The following is a 17,398-nucleotide window of genomic DNA, read 5'->3' on the forward strand; positions in this document are numbered from 1 at the left end:
AGGATGCGTCAGGAACGCTTCGGCGCCGGCCGAACGGTCCCGGCCGCCACGGACGGCGTGTACTGCAGGCCGAGGCCGTCGATCAGTGCCCGCAGCCCCGTCTCGAACGCCCCCTCGTCGACCTTCTGGCGGCGCTCGGCCAGCAGGTGGGCCTGGCCCAGGTGCGGGTAGTCGGCGGGGTCGTAGGCCGTCTCGTCGTCCACGAAGCCCCGGGCGAAGGAGCCGAGTGCCGATCCGGTGATGAAGTAGCGCATCAGCGCGCCGATGTACGTGGCCTGGGCGGGCGGCCAGCCCGCGCGGACCATGGCGCCGAACACCGCGTCCGCGACCCGCAGACCGGCCGGGCGGCGGCCGGGGCCCTGGGCCAGCACCGGGACGATGTGCGGGTGCTCGGTGAGCGCCGCACGATAGGAGACCGCCCAGTCGTGCAGGGCGGCCCGCCAGTCACGGCTGTCGGACTCGTCGAACATCGACAGATCGACCTGCGCGGAGACTGCGTCGGCGACCGCGTCCAGAATCTCGTCCTTGTTGCGGAAGTGGTTGTAGAGCGAGGGCCCGCTGACCCCGAGCTCGGCCGCCAGCCGGCGGGTCGAGACGGCGTCGAGCCCCTCGGCGTCCACGAGCGCACCCGCCGTCGCGACGATGCGGTCTCTGCTGAGGAGGGGCTTGCGCGGACGGGCCATGCGGCACATAGTAGGGCCCAGTCATAAAACTAGCAGTGCTAATTAAAAGTGGAGGGCCGACCGATGAACCTGGAGCTCAGCGAGGAGCAGGAAGCCGTCCGGCAGCTCGCCAAGGACTTCGTCGCCCGGGACATCGCCCCGCACGTCGTCGAGTGGGACCGGTCCGAGAACGTCGACAAGTCGATCGTGAAAAAGCTGGGCTCCCTCGGCTTCCTCGGGCTGACCGTCCCCGAGGAGTACGGCGGCTCGGGCGGCGACCACCTCACGTACTGCCTGGTGACCGAGGAGCTCGGCCGCGGCGACTCCTCGGTCCGCGGCATCGTCTCCGTCTCGCTGGGGCTGGTCGCCAAGACCATCGCCGCCTGGGGCGACGAGGAGCAGAAGCGGCAGTGGTTGCCGCGGCTGACCTCGGGCGACGCGGTGGGCTGCTTCGGCCTCACCGAACCGGGTACCGGGTCGGACGCCGGGAATCTGACGACCAGGGCCGTGCGGGACGGCGGGGACTACGTCATCAACGGCTCGAAGATGTTCATCACCAACGGCACCTGGGCCGACGTGGTGCTCCTCTTCGCCCGCACCAACGACACCCCCGGCCACAAGGGCATATCCGCCTTCCTGGTCCCCGCCGGCACCCCGGGCCTGAGCCGCCGCACCATCCACGGCAAGCTCGGCCTGCGCGGACAGGCGACCGCCGAGCTGGTGCTGGAGGACGTCCGCGTCCCCGCCGCCACCCTCATGGGCCCCGAGGGCAAGGGCTTCTCGATCGCCATGTCCGCCCTGGCCAAGGGGCGGATGTCGGTGGCGGCCGGCTGCGTCGGCATCGCCCGGGCAGCCCTGGACGCGGCGGTTGGATACGCCGGTGAACGCGAGCAGTTCGGCAAGTCCATCGCGGGCTACCAGCTCGTCCAGGAGCTCATCAGCGACATCGCCGTGGACGTCGACGCGGCCCGGCTGCTCACCTGGCGGGTGGCCGACCTGATCGACCGCGGCGAGGACTTCGCGACCGCCGCCTCCAAGGCCAAGCTCTTCGCCTCCGAGGCCGCCGTCCGTGCCGCGAACAACGCCCTCCAGGTCTTCGGCGGCTACGGCTACATCGATGAGTACCCGGTCGGCAAACTGCTGCGCGACGCCCGCGTGATGACGCTCTACGAGGGCACCAGCCAGATCCAGAAGCTGATCATCGGCCGGGCGCTGACCGGGGTGTCCGCGTTCTGAGACCTCCCGCCGCCGGGCACCTCGAACGGGCGTCTGAGTACCGGGCTGAGTACGCGGACGGATGTGGCGTGCGCCGGGCCGCCGGATGCTGAGCGGTATGAGTGAGACGACATCGGTCAAGCAGCAGAGCACCGCGGCCTTCTACGGTCAGGCCGTCGCATCCTTCGGGGTGGCGATGGGTGCGGTGACCCTCGGGATCTACTTCCTCGACGCGGACGTCTGGGTGCGCGGCTTCCTCGCCATCGGCGTCCTCTATCTGGTCACGTCCTGCTTCACCCTGGCCAAGGTCATCAGGGACCGGCAGGAGGCGGGCCAGCTGGTCAGCCGGGTCGACCAGGCCAGGCTGGAGAAGATCCTCGCCGAGCACGACCCCTTCCAGAAGCTCTGACGATCTCATCCACCGGACCCCTAAGCGCTTGCTCAGGATCGGGGTATGGTGTGCGTCCTGCTGACTGAGAGGGGCCACAGACGATGAGCACGGCGGAGGAGACCGACGGCGAGAACACGCCGTGGGCCGAAGTGACGCCCGAGGCTGCCCGGCGGCTCCTCGTCGCCGCCGTCGAGGCCTTCGCCGAGCGCGGGTACCACGCGACCACCACCCGGGACATCGCGGGCCGCGCCGGAATGAGCCCCGCCGCTCTCTACATCCACTACAAGACGAAGGAAGAGCTGCTCCACCGGATCAGCAGGATCGGTCACGACCGCGCACTGTCCGTGCTGGAGGCGGCGGCCGACGGCGAGGGCACGGCCGCCGGGCGGCTCGCCGACGCCGTACGGTCCTTCGTCCAATGGCACGCCGAACGGCACACCACCGCACGCGTGGTCCAGTACGAGCTCGACGCCCTCAGCGAGGAGCACCGCACCGAGATCATCGAACTGCGCCGCAGGAGTGACGCGGTGGTGCGCCGGATCATCGGCGACGGCGTGGCGGCGGGGGAGTTCGACGTCCCGGACGTACCGGGCACCACGCTCGCCGTGCTCTCGCTCTGCATCGACGTGGCGCGGTGGTTCAACGCCCAGGGCAGCCGGACGCCGGACGAGGTCGGCGATCTGTACGCCGACCTCGTGCTGCGCATGGTCGCGGCCAAACGGTGACGCAGCCGCCCCCGGGCAGGGCTCAGAAGTAGTACCGCGACACCGACTCGGCCACACAGGCGGGCTTGTCGCCGCCCTCGCGCTCCACCGTGACGACCGCGGTGACCTGCACGCCGCCGCCCGCCTCCTCGACGCTCTTCAGGACGGCCGTCGCCCGCAGCCGTGATCCCACGGGCACCGTGGAGGGGAAGCGGACCTTGTTGGTCCCGTAGTTGATGCCCATCTTCATGCCCTCGACCCGCATGACCTGCGGTACGAGCGCCGGCAGCAGCGAGAGCGTGAGGTAGCCGTGCGCGATCGTCGTGCCGAACGGTCCGGCCGCGGCGCGCTCCGGGTCCACATGGATCCACTGGTGGTCGCCGGTGGCGTCGGCGAAGAGGTCGATCCTCTTCTGCTCGATCTCCAGCCAGTCGCTGTGGCCCAGCTGCTCGCCCACTCCGTCACGCAGCTCCTGCGCGGACGTGAAGATCCTTGGCTCTGTCATGTTCCTGGTCCCTGCCTTCCTGCTCTCGGCCCACCTGTCTAAGCGCTTGCTCAGCATGGTTCGCGGGTGCGTTCCTGTCAACGACGGACCGGCCGGGGACCGGCCACGTAGGGTTCGAGGAGTGCCCCAGATCCCACAGACACTCCATGAACTCACGGTCGGCCAGCTCTCCGCGCGCAGCGGCGCCGCGGTTTCGGCCCTGCACTTCTACGAGGCCAAGGGCCTGATCGGCAGCCGCCGCACCAGCGGCAACCAGCGCCGCTACAGCAGGGACGCGCTGCGCCGGGTCGCCTTCGTCCGCGCGGCGCAGCGGGTCGGTATCCCGCTCGCCACCATCCGGGACGCGCTGGCCGAACTCCCGGAGGAGCGCACCCCCAACCGTGACGACTGGGCGCGGCTCTCCGAGGCGTGGCGCTCCGAGCTGGACGGGCGGATCGAACAGCTGGCGCGGCTGCGCGACCACCTCACCGACTGCATCGGCTGCGGCTGTCTGTCGTTGGAGACCTGTGTGCTCTCCAACCCGGACGACATCTCCGGTGAGCGGATCAGCGGCTCGCGACTGATGCCGAGCAAGGTCGCGAAGGGGCCCTCGGAAGGGAGCTGAGGGGTCCGGCCGACGTGGTTGTGCCTGCCCGGCAGCCCCGCGTGTCGCGTCGGGCGCCGGGCGGGCCGCTCCGTTCCTCAGGCCACCGATGCCAGGTCGTCGAGCCGGGTCCGCCGGGCCTTCGCCAGCGCCGCCCGGGTGAGCACGGGCTGCGGCACCACGATCCCGCACCCGGTGCAGACCGGACCGGACCACGGCTCGCTGTCCAGGTCCTGCCGCCAGGCGATCCGGGCCTGTGCGCACACCGGGCAGCCGGTGCCCGGCTCCGTCTCCAGGGCGGAGATCAGCCGCGCCAGCACCTCCGCGAGCGGCGCCGCCGGGTGCACGGCCGGGTCGTCGCACCGCGCGACCCCGTTCCCGCCCCAGGTGCGCCGGTGCCAGTCGTCGAACGCGCCCGGCCGGCGCAGCCCGTCGTGCTTCTCCCGCCGGCGGCGCTCGGCGAACCCCGCCTCGTAGCCCAGCCAGACCGCGCGGGCCGTCTCCAGCTCCTCCAGCGCGCGCATGAGCCGCACCGGATCGGGGGCCCGGTCCTCGGGCCCGATTCCGTGCCGGGCACACAGATGATCCCAGGTCGCCCGGTGCCCGTAAGGGGCGAAGCGCTCCAGGCACTTGCGCAGCGAGTACCGCCGCAGTGCCAGGTCGCTCCGCGGATCGCGGACCTGTCTCGCAAGACTCCGGAAACCGGCCATTGCGCTGCCACCTCCGTCGCTCGTACTCCGTCGCCCGAACCTCGGCGTCACTGAATGGACGTACAACTGCCCGGATCGGCTCCATCCAAGGGTGTGGTCGTCCATTTGGTGAGATGACCGGTCGTCATGTGACTGCGTGTGGTGATTCGGAAAAGGTGACCGATGTTCACCTCACCGACGGGTCATACCGCCGGTAACGTCCGGCGCATCGGCCTCCCCGAGGAGCATGCATGCCCCCACGCACCGGCACTTCCGCCCGCACCGGCAAGTCCCGAGCCGCCATGATCGCGGCCGTTCTCGCACTCGGTGCCTCTCTGCTGGCCACCGCCCCCCACGCGGGCGCCGCCGAGCCTGATCCCGTCACCGACTACTGCCAGGGGCAGTGCGACGACATCCTGCCGCCCGGCGAGAACGGCAACGCCACCCTCGTCGACATTCTCGGCAACAAGGCGTTCGGCACCCATCCCGCGCACAGCGACGACCAGCTCGACCGCTACGACGGGCTGGTGGCCGGGCACACCGGCCTCACCGACCAGAAGCTGACCGACTTCTTCAACGACGCCTCCTTCGGCGTCGCGAAGGACCAGGTCGAGTCCGTCACCTCGCCCCGCAACGACGTCACCATCACCCGCGACAAGGTGTCCGGCGTCCCGCACATCAAGGGCACCACCCGCTACGGCACCGAGTTCGGCGCCGGATTCGCGGCCGGCCAGGACCGGCTCTGGCTGATGGACCTCTTCCGCCACATCGGGCGCGGGCAGCTGACCTCGTTCGCCGGAGGCGCGCTGGCCAACCAGGGCCTGGAGCAGCAGTTCTGGCCGCAGGCCCCGTACACCGAGGCCGATCTCCAGGCCCAGGTCGAGTACATCAGGACCCACGAGGGCGCCCGCGGCGAACAGGCCATGGCGGATGCCCAGGCCTATGTCGACGGCATCAACTCCTATCGTGACAAGTCGAAGAAGGGCCGCTACTTCCCCGGCGAGTACGTCCTCACCGGCAAGATCGACGCCATCACCAACGTCGGTGAGATCCAGCCGTTCGAGCTGACCGACCTGATCTCGATCGCCTCCGTGGTCGGCGGCCAGTTCGGCGGCGGCGGTGGCGGCGAGGTGCAGGCGGCACTCTCGCTGCTCTCCGCCCAGCAGAAGTACGGAGTCGCCGAAGGCACCAAGGTCTGGGAGTCGTTCCGGCAGCGCAACGACCCCGAGGCCGTGCTGACCGTTCACGACGGCACCTCGTTCCCGTACGCCGGAAAGCCCGGCAAGGCCGTCGGAACCGCCCTGCCCGATCCGGGCTCCGTCACCGCCGAGCCGCTGATCCACGACCGCACCGGCTCCGCGGGCACCGACGCCAAGGCCCCGGTCAAGGCCCCGGCCGCGCTCAAGAAGGCACAGGGCATGTACGACGACGGGGTCATCCCGGAGGGCTCGCTCCCCGGCTCCGGCTCCGGCGCCCAGAAGCGCGGCATGTCCAACGCCCTGCTGGTCTCCGGCCAACACACCGCGAGCGGAAACCCGGTCGCCGTGTTCGGCCCGCAGACCGGCTACTTCGCCCCGCAGCTGATGATGCTCCAGGAGATCCAGGGCCCCGGCATCAGCGCCCGCGGTGTCTCCTTCGCCGGCGTCGGCATGTACATCCAGATGGGCCGCGGCCAGGACTACGCCTGGAGCGCCACCTCGGCCGGACAGGACATCACCGACACCTACACCGTCGAACTGTGCGAGCCCGACGGCTCCGCGCCCACCAAGAACTCCACGCACTACCTCGACCACGGCGACTGCGCTGCCATGGAGAAGCTGGAGCGCACCAACTCCTGGAGCCCGACCGTCGCCGACTCCACGGCGAAGGGCTCCTACCGGATGCAGGTGTGGCGCACCGGCTACGGAGTCGTCACCCACCGCGCCACGGTGGACGGCAAGCCGGTCGCGTACACCTCGCTGCGCACCACCTACCGGCACGAGGCCGACTCGATCATCGGCTTCCAGATGCTGAACGACCCCTCGTACGTCACCGACGCCGCCTCCTTCCAGAAGGCGGCGAGCAACATCGACTACGCTTTCAACTGGTTCTACGCCGACTCGCGCACCGCCGCCTTCTACAACAGCGGCATGAACCCCGTGCGCGCACCGGGCGTCGACCCGGCGCTGCCCGTCAAGGCCGAGAAGGCGTACGAGTGGCAGGGCTACGACCCGGCGGCCAACACCGCCGACTACACCCCGTTCGCCGAGCACCCGCACTCCAGCGGCCAGGACTACTACGTGTCCTGGAACAACAAGCAGGCCCAGGGGTACGCCTCCGCGGGCTTCGGGCTCAGCGCGGTGCACCGGGCCGATCTGCTCGACGAGCGGGTGTCGAAGCTGGTGGAGGAGGGCGGCGTGACCCGCGCGTCCCTCACCCGGGCGATGGCCGACGCCGCACTCACCGATCTGCGCGGGGAGCAGCTGCTGCCCGAACTGCTGAAGGTGATCCGCTCCCAGCCGGTCACCGACCCGGAGCTGAACGCGGTGGTCCAGCAGCTGGACTCCTGGCGGGCGGCGGGCGCCCAGCGCAAGGAGAGCAGCCCGGGTTCGCACGCGTACACCTACGCCGACGCGGTACGGATCATGGACGCCTGGTGGCCGAAGCTGATCGACGCGGAGTTCAAGCCGGGGCTCGGCGACGACCTGTACGGGGCGCTGACCGCCAACCTCGCCACCGACGAGTCCCCGGCGGCCAGCCACGGGCCGAGCGGCGCGCACAGCGGTTCGGCCTTCCAGTACGGCTGGTGGGGCTTCGCCGACAAGGACCTGCGCCAGGTGCTGGGGCAGCCGGTCAAGGGGCCGCTGGCCAGGACCTACTGCGGCAACGGTGATCTGAGCAGCTGCCGCGCGGCGCTGCTGTCCACGCTGAAGCAGGCGGCGGCGGTACCGGCGGCCGAGGTCTACCCGGCTGACGACAACTGCAAGGCCGGTGAGGAGTGGTGCACCGACTCGATCATCCACCGGGCACTGGGCGGGATCGGGCAGAAGGCGATCCACTGGCAGAACCGCCCGACGTACCAGCAGGTGGTGGAGTTCCCGGCGCATCGCTGAATCCCAGCCCGTCCGGCGCTTGAGGACACAACAGGTCGCCGGGCGGGTCCGCACTCCCGGACCCGCCCGGCACCGTCTCACCGGTACTGGAGATACCGCTTGCGCACGGAGCGGAACGCGGCGAGATCCTTCGCCCACGCCCCCACGACCTCGTCCGTGTCCGCGCCCGCGTCGATCATCGTGCGGACCCGGGTGTTGCCGGTGAGCTTGTCGATCCAGTTGTCCGGCCGCCAGGCGAAGCCGCTCCACGTCTGTTTCGCCGTCACCAGCAGGGCGATCCCGGTGCGGACCGGGTCGAAGACCTCCCGGTCCCGCACGTGGACCTGAACCCCGCCCACCGTCCTGCCCGCGAACTTGGAGAACGTCGGAGCGAAGTACGCCTCGCGGAAGGCCACCCCGGGCAGGTCGAGGGCGTTCGCGGCGGCCGCCCACGTGTGGTCGATCCCCTCCGCGCCGAGCAGCTCGAAGGGCCGCGTCGTGCCGCGCCCCTCGGAGAGGTTCGTGCCCTCGAAGAGGCAGGTGCCCGAGTAGACCAGCGCGGTGTCGGGCGTCGGCATGTTGGGGCTCGGCGGCACCCACGGCAGCCCGGTCCCGTCGAAGAAGTCCGAGCGCGACCACCCCGACATCTTCACAATCTCCAGCTCGGCCGGACGGTCCGCCAGGAACTCCCCGTTGAACAGCAGGGCGAGTTCGGTGACCGTCATGCCGTGCGCCTGGGCGATCTCCCGGCGGCCCACGAACGTGCCGAAGGCCGGATCGAGGACCGGTCCGAGAGCCGCCCGCCCGGACACCGGGTTCGGCCGGTCCAGGACGACGAACTTCTTGCCCGCGAGGGCCGCCGCCTCCATGCAGTCGTACAGCGTCCAGATGTACGTGTAGAAGCGGGCGCCCGCGTCCTGGATGTCGAACACGATCGTGTCGACGCCGGACGCCGTGAAGACGTCGGCCAGTGGCTGCCCGCTCTTGAGGTAGGTGTCGTAGACCGGAAGGCCGGTCGCCGGGTCGTCGTACCGGCCCTCGGAGCCGCCCGCCTGCGCGGTGCCGCGGAAGCCGTGCTCCGGGCCGAAGACGGCCGTCAGGTTCACCCGTGCGTCCGGGTGCATCACATCGACGATGTGGCGGACGTCGGAGGTGACCCCGGTCGGATTGGTGACGATGCCGACCCGTTGGCCCTTCAGCAGCGCGTAGCCGTCCGCCGAGAGCCGGTCGAAGCCGGTACGGAGCCGGCCGTGCCCGCTCCCGTGTCCGCCCGGGTGCTGATTGCCGTGCGAGGGGCGGGCCGCTGCGGGGCCGGCCGACGCGGCCGTCGCCGCGAGGGCTCCGACGGCACTGCCGGCGGCCAGCAAACCACGTCTGGTCAGGCTCATTCGGCTACCTCCAAGATCGCGACGTCTGTCATGGTCACGCACGCTAGCGCGCACACGGGCCGCAGGGAACGAGCCGGACGGGACGGATGTGACGGGAGTGACGCACGAGTGGCGCCAGCCTCTTCCCCGACGACATACCGACTGGTTAGTCTGCTGGTGCAGTCGGCTGAGAGAGGCGGGAGCGATGAGTACGGTGCAGGGCGCGGGCGTAGTGGTCACGGGGGCCGGAGGCGGCATCGGAGCCGCGCTGGCCCGCAGATTCGCCGCCGCGGGCGCGCGGGTCGTGGTCAACGACCTCGACGAGGGCAGGATCACGGCGCTCGCCGAGGAGATCGGCGCCACCGCCGTCGCCGGTGACGCCTCACGGATCGTCGACGCAGCCCGGGACGCCCTGGACGGCACGGTGGACGTGTACTGCGCCAACGCGGGCCTCGCCTCGCCCGGCGACGTCTTCGCCGACGAGGAGGTCTGGGCCGCCGCCTGGGACGTCAATGTGATGGCCCACGTCCGCGCGGCCAGGGCGCTGCTCCCGGACTGGCTGGAGCGCGGCAGCGGCAGGTTCGTCTCCACCGCCTCGGCCGCCGGACTGCTCACGATGATCGGCGCAGCGCCCTACAGCGTCACCAAGCACGGCGTGGTCGCCTTCGCCGAATGGCTCGCCCTCACCTACGGCCACCGCGGCGTCAAGGTCCACGCGATCTGTCCGCAGGGCGTGCGCACCGACATGCTGACCGCGGCCGGATCGGCCGGGGAGCTCGTGCTCGCCACCGGCGCCATCGAGCCGGAGGAGGTCGCCGACGCGCTCTTCGCGGCCATGGCCGAGGACCGCTTCCTCGTCCTGCCGCACCCGGAGGTCGCCGGGTACTACCGGGCCCGGGCCAAGGACACCGACCACTGGCTCGGCAGCATGAACCACCTCCAGCAGAAGTGGGAGGAGACCGTCGCATGACCGAGTCCATCTACGCGGCCAAGCCCTGGATCCCGCTGCTCAGTGAGGCCCAGCGGACCCCCGTCCACCCGGCCGCGACCCTGGTGCACGCCTTCCGGGACTCCGTCGGCCGCGCCCCGGATCACCCCGCCCTCGCCTACTTCGACGGGCGCCTCACCTACCGCGAGACGGACGAGCTCTCCGACTCCGTGGCCGGCCACCTCGCCGCCCGGGGGCTGCGACGGGGCGACCGGGTCGCGATCATGCTGCAGAACTCGCCGCAGTTCGTCCTCGCCCTGCTCGGCGCCTGGAAGGCCGGGGCGACGGTCGTACCCCTCAACCCGATGTACAAGTCCGGTGAGGTCGGCCATGTGCTGAAGGACGCCGAGGTCACCGCGCTGATCTGCTCGGACCGGGCCTGGGAGGCCTATCTGCGGGACACCGCGGCGGCAGCCCCGGCCGTCCGGATCGCCGTCACCGCCTGCGAGCTGGACTTCCAGACGAAGAACGACGAGCGGGTGCTGAACTTCGAACGGCTGCCCGCGGCCGACGACGCCGACGATCTGGTGGCGGTCGCCCGGCAGGGCCTCGCGGCCCCTGCCGACCGGCAGCTCACCGCCGCCGATGTGGCGCTCATCAGCTACACCTCCGGGACCAGCGGTACCCCCAAGGGCGCCATGAACTCCCACGGCAACATCATGGTCAACGCCGAGCGCCAGCGCACCGGTCACCCCATCACCGAGGGCTCCGCCTACTTCGCCCTCGCCCCGCTCTTCCACATCACCGGCATGGTGTGCCAGCTGGCCGCCTGCCTCGCCAACGCCGGCACCCTCGTCCTCGCCTACCGCTTCCACCCCGGCGTGGTCCTCGACGCCTTCGCCGAGCACCGCCCCGCCTACACCGTCGGCCCCTCGACCGCCTTCATGGCGCTCGCCGCCACCCCGGGCGTCACGCCCGGGCACTTCGCCTCCTTCCAGGTGATCTCCTCGGGCGGCGCACCGCTGCCGCCCGCACTCGTGGAGAAGTTCCGGGCGGCCTTCGGCCCGTACATCCGCAACGGCTACGGCCTCACCGAGTGCACCGCGCCCTGTGCCTCCGTACCTCCCGAGCGCGAGGCCCCGGTGGACCCGGTGTCCGGCACCCTCTCGGTCGGCGTGCCCGGCCCGGACACGGTGGTGCGGATCATCGACGAGAACGGCGCGGACGTGCCCTTCGGCGAGCAGGGCGAGATCGCGGTGCGCGGACCGCAGGTCGTCTCCGGCTACTGGCGGCTGCCCGAGGCCACCGCCGCCGCCTTCCCGGACGGCGAACTGCGCACCGGCGACATCGGCTTCATGGACCGCGAGGGCTGGCTCTACGTCGTCGACCGCAAGAAGGACATGATCAACGCCTCCGGCTTCAAGGTCTGGCCGCGCGAGGTCGAGGACGTCCTCTACACCCATCCCGCCGTCCGCGAGGCGGCCGTCGTGGGCGTCCCCGACGCCTACCGGGGAGAAACGGTCCGGGCCTACGTCAGCCTGCGGCCCGGTTCCTCGGTGGAACCGGACGAATTGGGTGCGTACTGCAAGGAACGGCTCGCCGCGTACAAGTACCCGCGCGAAGTCGAGATCCTGGCCGAACTTCCCAAGACGGCAAGTGGGAAGATCCTGAGGCGGGAACTGCGTTCACCCCGCTAGAACCGGTTCACGCACCGCACGGAAGGAAGGTGGCGGCTATGGCCAAGGCGACGGACGGGAGCGGTACCCCCGTTCCCCAGCGGCTGCTCGCCGCCGCCACCCGGCTCTTCGCCGAGCAGGGGTACGACCGCACCTCGGTCCAGGAGATCGTCGAGGCGGCAGGCGTCACCAAGGGCGCGCTCTACCACTACTTCGGCTCCAAGGAGGATCTCCTCCAGGAGGTCTACGCCCGGGTGCTGCGGCTCCAGCAGGAGCGCCTCGACGCCTTCGCGGACGCCGACGCGCCCGTCGAGCAGCGGCTGCGCGACGCAGCGGCCGACGTGGTCGTCACCACCATCGAGAACCTCGACGACGCCTCGATCTTCTTCCGCTCGATGCACCATCTGAGCCCCGAGAAGAACAAGCAGGTACGGATGGAGCGCCGCCGCTACCACGAGCGCTTCCGCGCCCTGGTGGAAGAGGGACAGCGCAGCGGGGTGTTCTCCACGGCCACCCCGGCGGACCTGATCGTCGACTACCACTTCGGCTCGGTCCACCACCTGTCCACCTGGTACCGGCCGGACGGTCCGCTCACCCAGCAGGAGGTCGCCGACCACCTCGCGGACCTGCTGCTGCGCGCCCTGCGCCCGTAGGAAGGCGGCAGACGGATGAACGAGAAGCCGGCCTCCCGGACGAACGGTGCCGTCGTCGAGCTGCGACCCCACACGCCGGCGAGCCTGGATCCGCTGCTGCGGTGGAAGAACGACACCGAGATCCAGCGGCTCAGCGGCGACGAGACGCACGCGTTCACCCGTGAGGAGGTAGCCGCGACGCTGGAGCGGTGGATGCGTCCCAGCGACGCCATCGTCCACCTCGCGATCGGGCTCGCCGGCCGCGCGGAGCCCATCGGCTTCCTCCACCTGGCCCTCATCGAACGGGCCCACCGGCGGTGCCGGCTGGGCATCGTCATCGGTGAGAAGGACCTGTGGGGGCGCGGCTACGGGCAACTGGCGGCGGCACGGGCCGTCGACCACGCCTTCCACGTCCTCGGCCTCGACCGGATCACCGCGGAGGTCTTCGCCGACAACCCGCGCTCCGTGCGGATGTTCGAGAGCCTGGGCTTCGTGCGCGAGGGCGTCATGCGCGAGAGCATCCAGCGCGACGGGCAGCGCGTCGACGAGCTGATCTTCGGACTGCTGCGGCACGAATGGGCCGGGTCGGGAAGCGACCGGGACGCGCGCCGCTGAGGGGCCGTGTCCGGCCCGCGCCCCCCTTCAGGAGCCATCGCGGGCCAGCCGCTCCAGCAGCGCCACCGCCGCCGGGTTGCGCGGCCGGGGTGCCCGTCCCGCCAGCACCACAGACCGGTCCCGGCCCGGAAGTCCACGAATGGCTCGTCGGCGAGGTCCTTGATCAGGGTGCGCCCCGCCCTCGCCAGCCGGTGGCTCGGGGCCCCGTTCGAGATTGCGGACGGACGTGCTCAGCGCGGACGATCAGTTCGGCACGGGCGGCCGCGGTGAAGCTGCCGTGCGTGATCACCGCCAAGAAGTGGCGGAGCCGGCGTATCTCCATCCATCTACGTGATCGATCGCAGCCAGCCAATCCATCTGTTGGACCGGCCGCGAGGACGGGGTGAAGCTTGATACATGGCGCACATCCAGGGTTCGTCCCATGTCCCCGCCCTGTGGACCGTGGCCTACGGGCCGCACCGGCTCCGGGGCGTCCGTCTCCTCGCGCGGTGCCTGCTGCGGGTGCGGGCCTTCGCCCGCGAACTGGCGCTCGCCGACCACGTACCGTACGGCGGCTACTGAGCGATGCCGGGCGGGCCCGCACCGGGGCATGGGCCCGCCCGCACGGCCCTACAGGTACTTCTTGATCTCGCGCCGCGCCAGCGACCGCTGATGCACCTCGTCCGGGCCGTCCGCCAGGCGCAGCGTCCGCGCCGCGGCCCAGAGTTCGGCCAGCGGGAAGTCCTGGCTGACGCCGCCCGCACCGTACAGCTGGACCGCCTGGTCGAGGATGGAGACCACCGCACGCGGGGTGGCGATCTTGATGGACTGGATCTCGGTGTGCGCACCGCGGTTGCCCACCGTGTCCATCAGCCAGGCCGTCTTCAGCACCAGCAGCCGCAGCTGCTCCACCGTGACACGGGCGTCCGCGATCCAGTTCTGCACCACGCCCTGCTGGGCGAGCGGCTTGCCGAAGGCGTTGCGGGACACCGCGCGCCGGCACATCAGCTCGATGGCGCGCTCGGCCATGCCGATCAGCCGCATGCAGTGGTGGATACGCCCCGGTCCCAGCCGCGCCTGGGCGATGGCGAAACCGCCGCCCTCCTCGCCGACCAGGTTCGCCGCGGGCACCCGCACGTTGTCGAAGACCACCTCGGCGTGGCCGCCGTGGTAGTGGTCCTCGTAGCCGTACACCTTCATGGCGCGCTTCACGGTCAGACCCGGGGTGTCGCGCGGGACGAGGATCTGCGACTGCTGGCGGCGGATGTCGTCGCCGTCCGGGTCGGTCTTGCCCATCACGATGAAGATCGCGCAGTCCGGGTTCATCGCCCCGGAGATGTACCACTTGCGGCCGTTGATGACGTAGTTGCCGCCGTCGCGGGCGATCCGCGTCTCGATGTTGGTCGCGTCCGAGGACGCCACCTCCGGCTCCGTCATCGCGAACGCGGACCGGATCTCACCGGCGAGCAGCGGCTCCAGCCACTGCTTCTTCTGCTCGTCGGTGCCGAACTGGGCGAGCACCTCCATGTTCCCGGTGTCCGGCGCCGCGCAGTTCAGCGCGGTCGGCGCCAACTGCGGGGAGCGGCCCAGGATCTCGGCCAGCGGGGCGTACTGGAGATTGGTCAGCCCGGCCCCGTGCTCGGCGTCCGGCAGGAAGAGGTTCCACAGCCCCTGCCGGCGCGCCTCGGCCTTCAGGTCCGCCACGATCTGCGGGGTGTCCCACGGCGACGCGAGCTGCTCCCGCTGCTCCTGCGCGGTCTTCTCGGCCGGGTGGACGTGCTCGTCCATGAAGGTGAGCAGCTGGGCGCGCAGTTCTTCGGTACGGGCGTCGAATGCGAAGTCCATGAGGTTGATCAGCCTTCCTGGAGGGTGGTGAGGCCGTGCGCGATGAAGACGGGGACGAGATCGCCGATGCGGTCGAAGCCGCCACCGACGGTCTGGCCCAGCGTGTAGCGGTAGTGGATGCCCTCCAGGATCACGGCGAGCTTGAACCAGGCGAACGCCGTGTACCAGGAGATCGCGGAGGTGTCCCGGCCGGAGCGTGCGGCATAGCGCTCGATCAGTTCGGCGGGGGAGGGGTGGCCGGCCGCGCCGCTGGTCGTGGAGACCGGTGACTCGGGCAGATCGAGGTCGGAGCTGTACATCACGAGCAGGCCGAGGTCGGTCAGCGGGTCGCCGAGCGTCGACATCTCCCAGTCGAGCACGGCCTTGATCCGGTCGTCGGAGCCGATCAGGACGTTGTCCAGGCGGTAGTCGCCGTGCACCACCGTCGGGGCCGGGGAGACGGGCAGTCCGTGCCCGAGCGCCGCGTGCAGCTCGTCGATGCCGGGCAGTTCGCGGTTGCGGGAGGCGTCCAGCTGCTTGCCCCAGCGGCGCAGCTGCCGGTCCAGGAAGCCCTCGGGGCGTCCGAAGTCGCCGAGCCCGACGGCCGCCGGGTCCACGGCGTGCAGCTCGACCAGCGTGTCCACCAGGCCGAGCACGGCCGTGCGGGTGCGCTCGGCGCCGAGCGGGGCGAGCTGCTCGACGGTGCGGTACGGGGTGCCCTCGACGTACTCCATGACGTAGAACGGCGCGCCGATGACGGAGTCGTCCTCGCAGAGCAGCAGCGTCTCGGGGACCGGGACGGCCGTCGGGTGCAGTGCGCTGATCACCCGGTGCTCGCGCTTCATGTCGTGTGCGGTGGCCAGCACATGACCCAGCGGCGGACGGCGGACGACCCAGCGGCCGGTGCCGTCGGTGTCCGTGACGACGTAGGTCAGGTTCGAACGGCCGCCCTCGATGAGCCGGGCGTCGAGCGGTCCGTTCACCAGACCCGGCCGTTCGCGGTCGAGATGTCCGCGCAGCCGGTCGAGGTCGAGACCTGGCGGGTGGACTGGGCTCATCGTGCGCACCTCCGGGGTGAATGAACGGTCGGGGTTCATGATGCCGACCAGTCGGTATGTCGTCCAGTGAACTTCCCGACGGATGTGGCCGATCCGGCCCGAACGGCTGCCCAGCCTCTGGCGTTCAGTCGTATCTCTGAATAGAGTTCACGTATGGATACAGCATTGTTGATCGAAGAAGTCCGGCTGACCCCGATCCTCATTGCCGACCCGCCGCTCCTCAACACCCAGGGCGTCCACCAGCCGTACACCCCACGCCTCGTCGTGGAGGTCGTCACACGCGGCGGAGTGACCGGCATCGGGGAGACCTACGGCGACGGCAAGTACCTCGAACTGGCCGAGCCGCTCGCCGCCGCGCTGGCCGGCCGCCCGGTCAGCGATCTGAACGGGCTCTTCGCCCTCGCCGACGAGGTGTGCGCGGACTCACGCGCGGCCGACGAGCGGGTCGACGCGGGCGGGCTGCGCGGCGTCCAGACCGCGGACAAGCTGCGGCTCTCGGTGGTGTCCGGTTTCGAGGTGGCCTGCCTGGACGCGCTGGGCAAATCCCTCGGCCTGCCCGTGCACGCACTCCTCGGCGGCAAGGTGCGCGACACCGTCGAGTACAGCGCGTACCTCTTCTACCGCTGGGCCGTGCACCCCGACGGCGGCGAGCGGGACGACTGGGGAGCGGCCGTCGACCCGGCCGGGGTCGTCGCCCAGGCACGGCGCTTCGCCCGTGAGTACGGCTTCTCCTCCTTCAAGCTCAAGGGCGGCGTCTTCCCGCCCGACGAGGAGATCGCCGCGGTCCGCGCGCTGGCCGAGGCGTTCCCGGACCAGCCGCTGCGCCTCGACCCCAACGGAGCCTGGTCCGTCGAGACCTCGCTGTACGTCGCCGAGCAGCTCAAGGACGTACTCGAATACCTGGAGGACCCGGCGAGCGGTACGGAGCTGATGGCCGCTGTCGCGGCCGGCACCGACGTACCGCTGGCCACCAACATGTGCGTCACCACGCTCGCCGAGGTCCCGGAGGCCTTCGCCCGGGACGCCGTCCAGGTCATCCTCTCCGACCACCACTACTGGGGCGGGCTGCACCGCACCCGCGAACTGGCCGGGATCTGCCGCACCTTCGGCGTCGGGCTCTCCATGCACTCCAACACCCACCTCGGGATCAGCCTCGCCGCCATGACGCATGTCGCGGCCACCGTCCCCAACCTCGACTACGCCTGCGACAGCCACTACCCCTGGCAGACCGAGGACGTCATCACCACCCGCCACGTCTTCGAGGACGGCCGCCTCACCGTCTCCGACGCCCCGGGCCTCGGAGTCGAGCTCGACCGGGAACGCCTGGCCGTGCTGCACCGCCGCTGGCTCGACGACGACGGCACGATGCGCGAGCGCGACGACGCCGCCGCGATGCGCAAGGCCGAGCCGCGGTGGCGGACGCCGTCGATCCCGCGCTGGTGAGAGCCCCGCACCGGGTGGAGGGGACCGGGAGAGCCTGATTTGCGCAGTTTGCGACC

General features: G+C 70.8%; 17 protein-coding genes. 11 read left to right on the plus strand and 6 right to left on the minus strand.

From position 1 onward, the window contains the following. Window positions 1-8: 8 nt before the first annotated feature. A complete protein-coding gene (locus tag OG322_RS30880) occupies window positions 9-683 on the minus strand; it encodes a TetR/AcrR family transcriptional regulator (RefSeq protein ID WP_123468829.1) in 675 nt (224 codons plus the stop codon). 63 nt (window positions 684-746) lie between these two features. Between OG322_RS30880 and OG322_RS30885 the strand changes: the two genes are divergently transcribed. The 3 genes from OG322_RS30885 to OG322_RS30895 all read left to right on the plus strand — a co-directional run bounded on the left by OG322_RS30885 (window position 747) and on the right by OG322_RS30895 (window position 2,993). After that, a complete protein-coding gene (locus OG322_RS30885; protein ID WP_123468827.1) occupies window positions 747-1,898 on the plus strand; it encodes an acyl-CoA dehydrogenase family protein in 1,152 nt (383 codons plus the stop codon). Window positions 1,899-1,995: 97 nt separating this feature from the next. Further along, a complete protein-coding gene (locus OG322_RS30890) occupies window positions 1,996-2,286 on the plus strand; it encodes a YiaA/YiaB family inner membrane protein (RefSeq protein WP_123469773.1) in 291 nt (96 codons plus the stop codon). Between the two features lie 83 nt (window positions 2,287-2,369). Continuing rightward, window positions 2,370-2,993 (plus strand): TetR/AcrR family transcriptional regulator, encoded by a 624-nt coding sequence (locus tag OG322_RS30895; RefSeq protein ID WP_123468825.1) that lies wholly within the window; start codon window positions 2,370-2,372, stop codon window positions 2,991-2,993. A gap of 22 nt (window positions 2,994-3,015) precedes the next feature. Here OG322_RS30895 and OG322_RS30900 read toward each other — a convergent pair whose 3' ends face one another. Continuing rightward, window positions 3,016-3,477 carry a MaoC family dehydratase gene (locus tag OG322_RS30900; RefSeq protein WP_123468823.1) on the minus strand — a complete coding sequence of 154 codons (462 nt, stop codon included), beginning with the start codon at window positions 3,475-3,477 and terminating at the stop codon, window positions 3,016-3,018. 121 nt (window positions 3,478-3,598) lie between these two features. Between OG322_RS30900 and soxR the strand changes: the two genes are divergently transcribed. Next, on the plus strand, window positions 3,599-4,081 hold the full coding sequence (gene soxR, locus OG322_RS30905) for a redox-sensitive transcriptional activator SoxR (protein ID WP_329307274.1): 483 nt from the start codon (window positions 3,599-3,601) through the stop codon (window positions 4,079-4,081). Window positions 4,082-4,158: 77 nt separating this feature from the next. Here the strand turns inward: soxR and OG322_RS30910 are convergent, their stop codons facing one another. Continuing rightward, a complete protein-coding gene (locus OG322_RS30910; protein ID WP_123468819.1) occupies window positions 4,159-4,770 on the minus strand; it encodes a hypothetical protein in 612 nt (203 codons plus the stop codon). Between the two features lie 230 nt (window positions 4,771-5,000). On the opposite strand from OG322_RS30910, the gene OG322_RS30915 reads away from it, so the two are divergent. Then, window positions 5,001-7,841: a penicillin acylase family protein gene (locus OG322_RS30915; protein WP_329307275.1), complete on the plus strand. Its 2,841-nt coding sequence runs from the start codon at window positions 5,001-5,003 to the stop codon at window positions 7,839-7,841. Window positions 7,842-7,918: 77 nt separating this feature from the next. On the opposite strand, the gene OG322_RS30920 is transcribed toward OG322_RS30915, so the two are convergent. Then, window positions 7,919-9,208, minus strand: coding sequence for an exo-beta-N-acetylmuramidase NamZ family protein (locus OG322_RS30920; RefSeq protein WP_123468815.1), 1,290 nt, complete (start codon window positions 9,206-9,208; stop codon window positions 7,919-7,921). A gap of 184 nt (window positions 9,209-9,392) precedes the next feature. Here OG322_RS30920 and OG322_RS30925 point away from each other — a divergent pair, with 184 nt between their 5' ends. The 5 genes from OG322_RS30925 to OG322_RS30945 all read left to right on the plus strand — a co-directional run bounded on the left by OG322_RS30925 (window position 9,393) and on the right by OG322_RS30945 (window position 13,599). Continuing rightward, window positions 9,393-10,157, plus strand: a complete 765-nt coding sequence (locus OG322_RS30925; RefSeq protein WP_123468814.1) for an SDR family oxidoreductase — start codon at window positions 9,393-9,395, stop codon at window positions 10,155-10,157. Continuing rightward, window positions 10,154-11,812, plus strand: a complete 1,659-nt coding sequence (locus tag OG322_RS30930) for a class I adenylate-forming enzyme family protein (RefSeq protein WP_123468811.1) — start codon at window positions 10,154-10,156, stop codon at window positions 11,810-11,812. Before OG322_RS30925 ends, OG322_RS30930 begins: the two co-directional genes overlap by 4 nt. Before the next feature lie 38 nt (window positions 11,813-11,850). Beyond that, complete coding sequence (locus OG322_RS30935; RefSeq protein WP_123468809.1) at window positions 11,851-12,444, plus strand: TetR/AcrR family transcriptional regulator; 594 nt, start codon at window positions 11,851-11,853, stop codon at window positions 12,442-12,444. A gap of 15 nt (window positions 12,445-12,459) precedes the next feature. Then, on the plus strand, window positions 12,460-13,038 hold the full coding sequence (locus tag OG322_RS30940; protein WP_124286484.1) for a GNAT family N-acetyltransferase: 579 nt from the start codon (window positions 12,460-12,462) through the stop codon (window positions 13,036-13,038). A 396-nt stretch (window positions 13,039-13,434) separates the two neighbouring features. After that, entirely contained in the window at window positions 13,435-13,599 is a 165-nt protein-coding gene (locus OG322_RS30945) for a hypothetical protein (RefSeq protein ID WP_164494590.1), read from the plus strand. Window positions 13,600-13,647: 48 nt separating this feature from the next. Here the strand turns inward: OG322_RS30945 and OG322_RS30950 are convergent, their stop codons facing one another. Further along, window positions 13,648-14,862 carry an acyl-CoA dehydrogenase family protein gene (locus OG322_RS30950; protein ID WP_123468805.1) on the minus strand — a complete coding sequence of 405 codons (1,215 nt, stop codon included), beginning with the start codon at window positions 14,860-14,862 and terminating at the stop codon, window positions 13,648-13,650. An 8-nt stretch (window positions 14,863-14,870) separates the two neighbouring features. Beyond that, window positions 14,871-15,899: a phosphotransferase family protein gene (locus OG322_RS30955; RefSeq protein ID WP_329307276.1), complete on the minus strand. Its 1,029-nt coding sequence runs from the start codon at window positions 15,897-15,899 to the stop codon at window positions 14,871-14,873. Between the two features lie 153 nt (window positions 15,900-16,052). Here OG322_RS30955 and OG322_RS30960 point away from each other — a divergent pair, with 153 nt between their 5' ends. Further along, the gene (locus tag OG322_RS30960; protein WP_329307277.1) at window positions 16,053-17,342 is read left to right on the plus strand and encodes a glucarate dehydratase family protein; all 1,290 of its coding nucleotides are present in this window, start codon (window positions 16,053-16,055) and stop codon (window positions 17,340-17,342) included. Window positions 17,343-17,398: the final 56 nt, after the last annotated feature.

Origin of the sequence: Streptomyces sp. NBC_01260 (genome assembly GCF_036226405.1) — a bacterium.
In the GTDB taxonomy this organism is placed as follows: Bacteria; Actinomycetota; Actinomycetes; order Streptomycetales; family Streptomycetaceae; genus Streptomyces; species Streptomyces laculatispora.

Bases quoted from the DNA above. Each gene is read 5' to 3' on its own strand.
- OG322_RS30915 (WP_329307275.1), top strand. From the start codon at position 5,001: ATGCCCCCACGCACCGGCACTTCCGCCCGCACCGGCAAGTCCCGAGCC.
- OG322_RS30925 (WP_123468814.1), top strand. From the start codon at position 9,393: ATGAGTACGGTGCAGGGCGCGGGCGTAGTGGTCACGGGGGCCGGAGGC.
- OG322_RS30895 (WP_123468825.1), top strand. From the start codon at position 2,370: ATGAGCACGGCGGAGGAGACCGACGGCGAGAACACGCCGTGGGCCGAA.
- OG322_RS30935 (WP_123468809.1), top strand. From the start codon at position 11,851: ATGGCCAAGGCGACGGACGGGAGCGGTACCCCCGTTCCCCAGCGGCTG.
- OG322_RS30885 (WP_123468827.1), top strand. From the start codon at position 747: ATGAACCTGGAGCTCAGCGAGGAGCAGGAAGCCGTCCGGCAGCTCGCC.
- OG322_RS30930 (WP_123468811.1), top strand. From the start codon at position 10,154: ATGACCGAGTCCATCTACGCGGCCAAGCCCTGGATCCCGCTGCTCAGT.
- OG322_RS30920 (WP_123468815.1), bottom strand. From the start codon at position 9,208: ATGAGCCTGACCAGACGTGGTTTGCTGGCCGCCGGCAGTGCCGTCGGA.
- OG322_RS30955 (WP_329307276.1), bottom strand. From the start codon at position 15,899: ATGAGCCCAGTCCACCCGCCAGGTCTCGACCTCGACCGGCTGCGCGGA.
- OG322_RS30900 (WP_123468823.1), bottom strand. From the start codon at position 3,477: ATGACAGAGCCAAGGATCTTCACGTCCGCGCAGGAGCTGCGTGACGGA.
- OG322_RS30890 (WP_123469773.1), top strand. From the start codon at position 1,996: ATGAGTGAGACGACATCGGTCAAGCAGCAGAGCACCGCGGCCTTCTAC.
- OG322_RS30880 (WP_123468829.1), bottom strand. From the start codon at position 683: ATGGCCCGTCCGCGCAAGCCCCTCCTCAGCAGAGACCGCATCGTCGCG.
- OG322_RS30945 (WP_164494590.1), top strand. From the start codon at position 13,435: ATGGCGCACATCCAGGGTTCGTCCCATGTCCCCGCCCTGTGGACCGTG.
- OG322_RS30940 (WP_124286484.1), top strand. From the start codon at position 12,460: ATGAACGAGAAGCCGGCCTCCCGGACGAACGGTGCCGTCGTCGAGCTG.
- OG322_RS30910 (WP_123468819.1), bottom strand. From the start codon at position 4,770: ATGGCCGGTTTCCGGAGTCTTGCGAGACAGGTCCGCGATCCGCGGAGC.
- OG322_RS30960 (WP_329307277.1), top strand. From the start codon at position 16,053: ATGGATACAGCATTGTTGATCGAAGAAGTCCGGCTGACCCCGATCCTC.
- OG322_RS30950 (WP_123468805.1), bottom strand. From the start codon at position 14,862: ATGGACTTCGCATTCGACGCCCGTACCGAAGAACTGCGCGCCCAGCTG.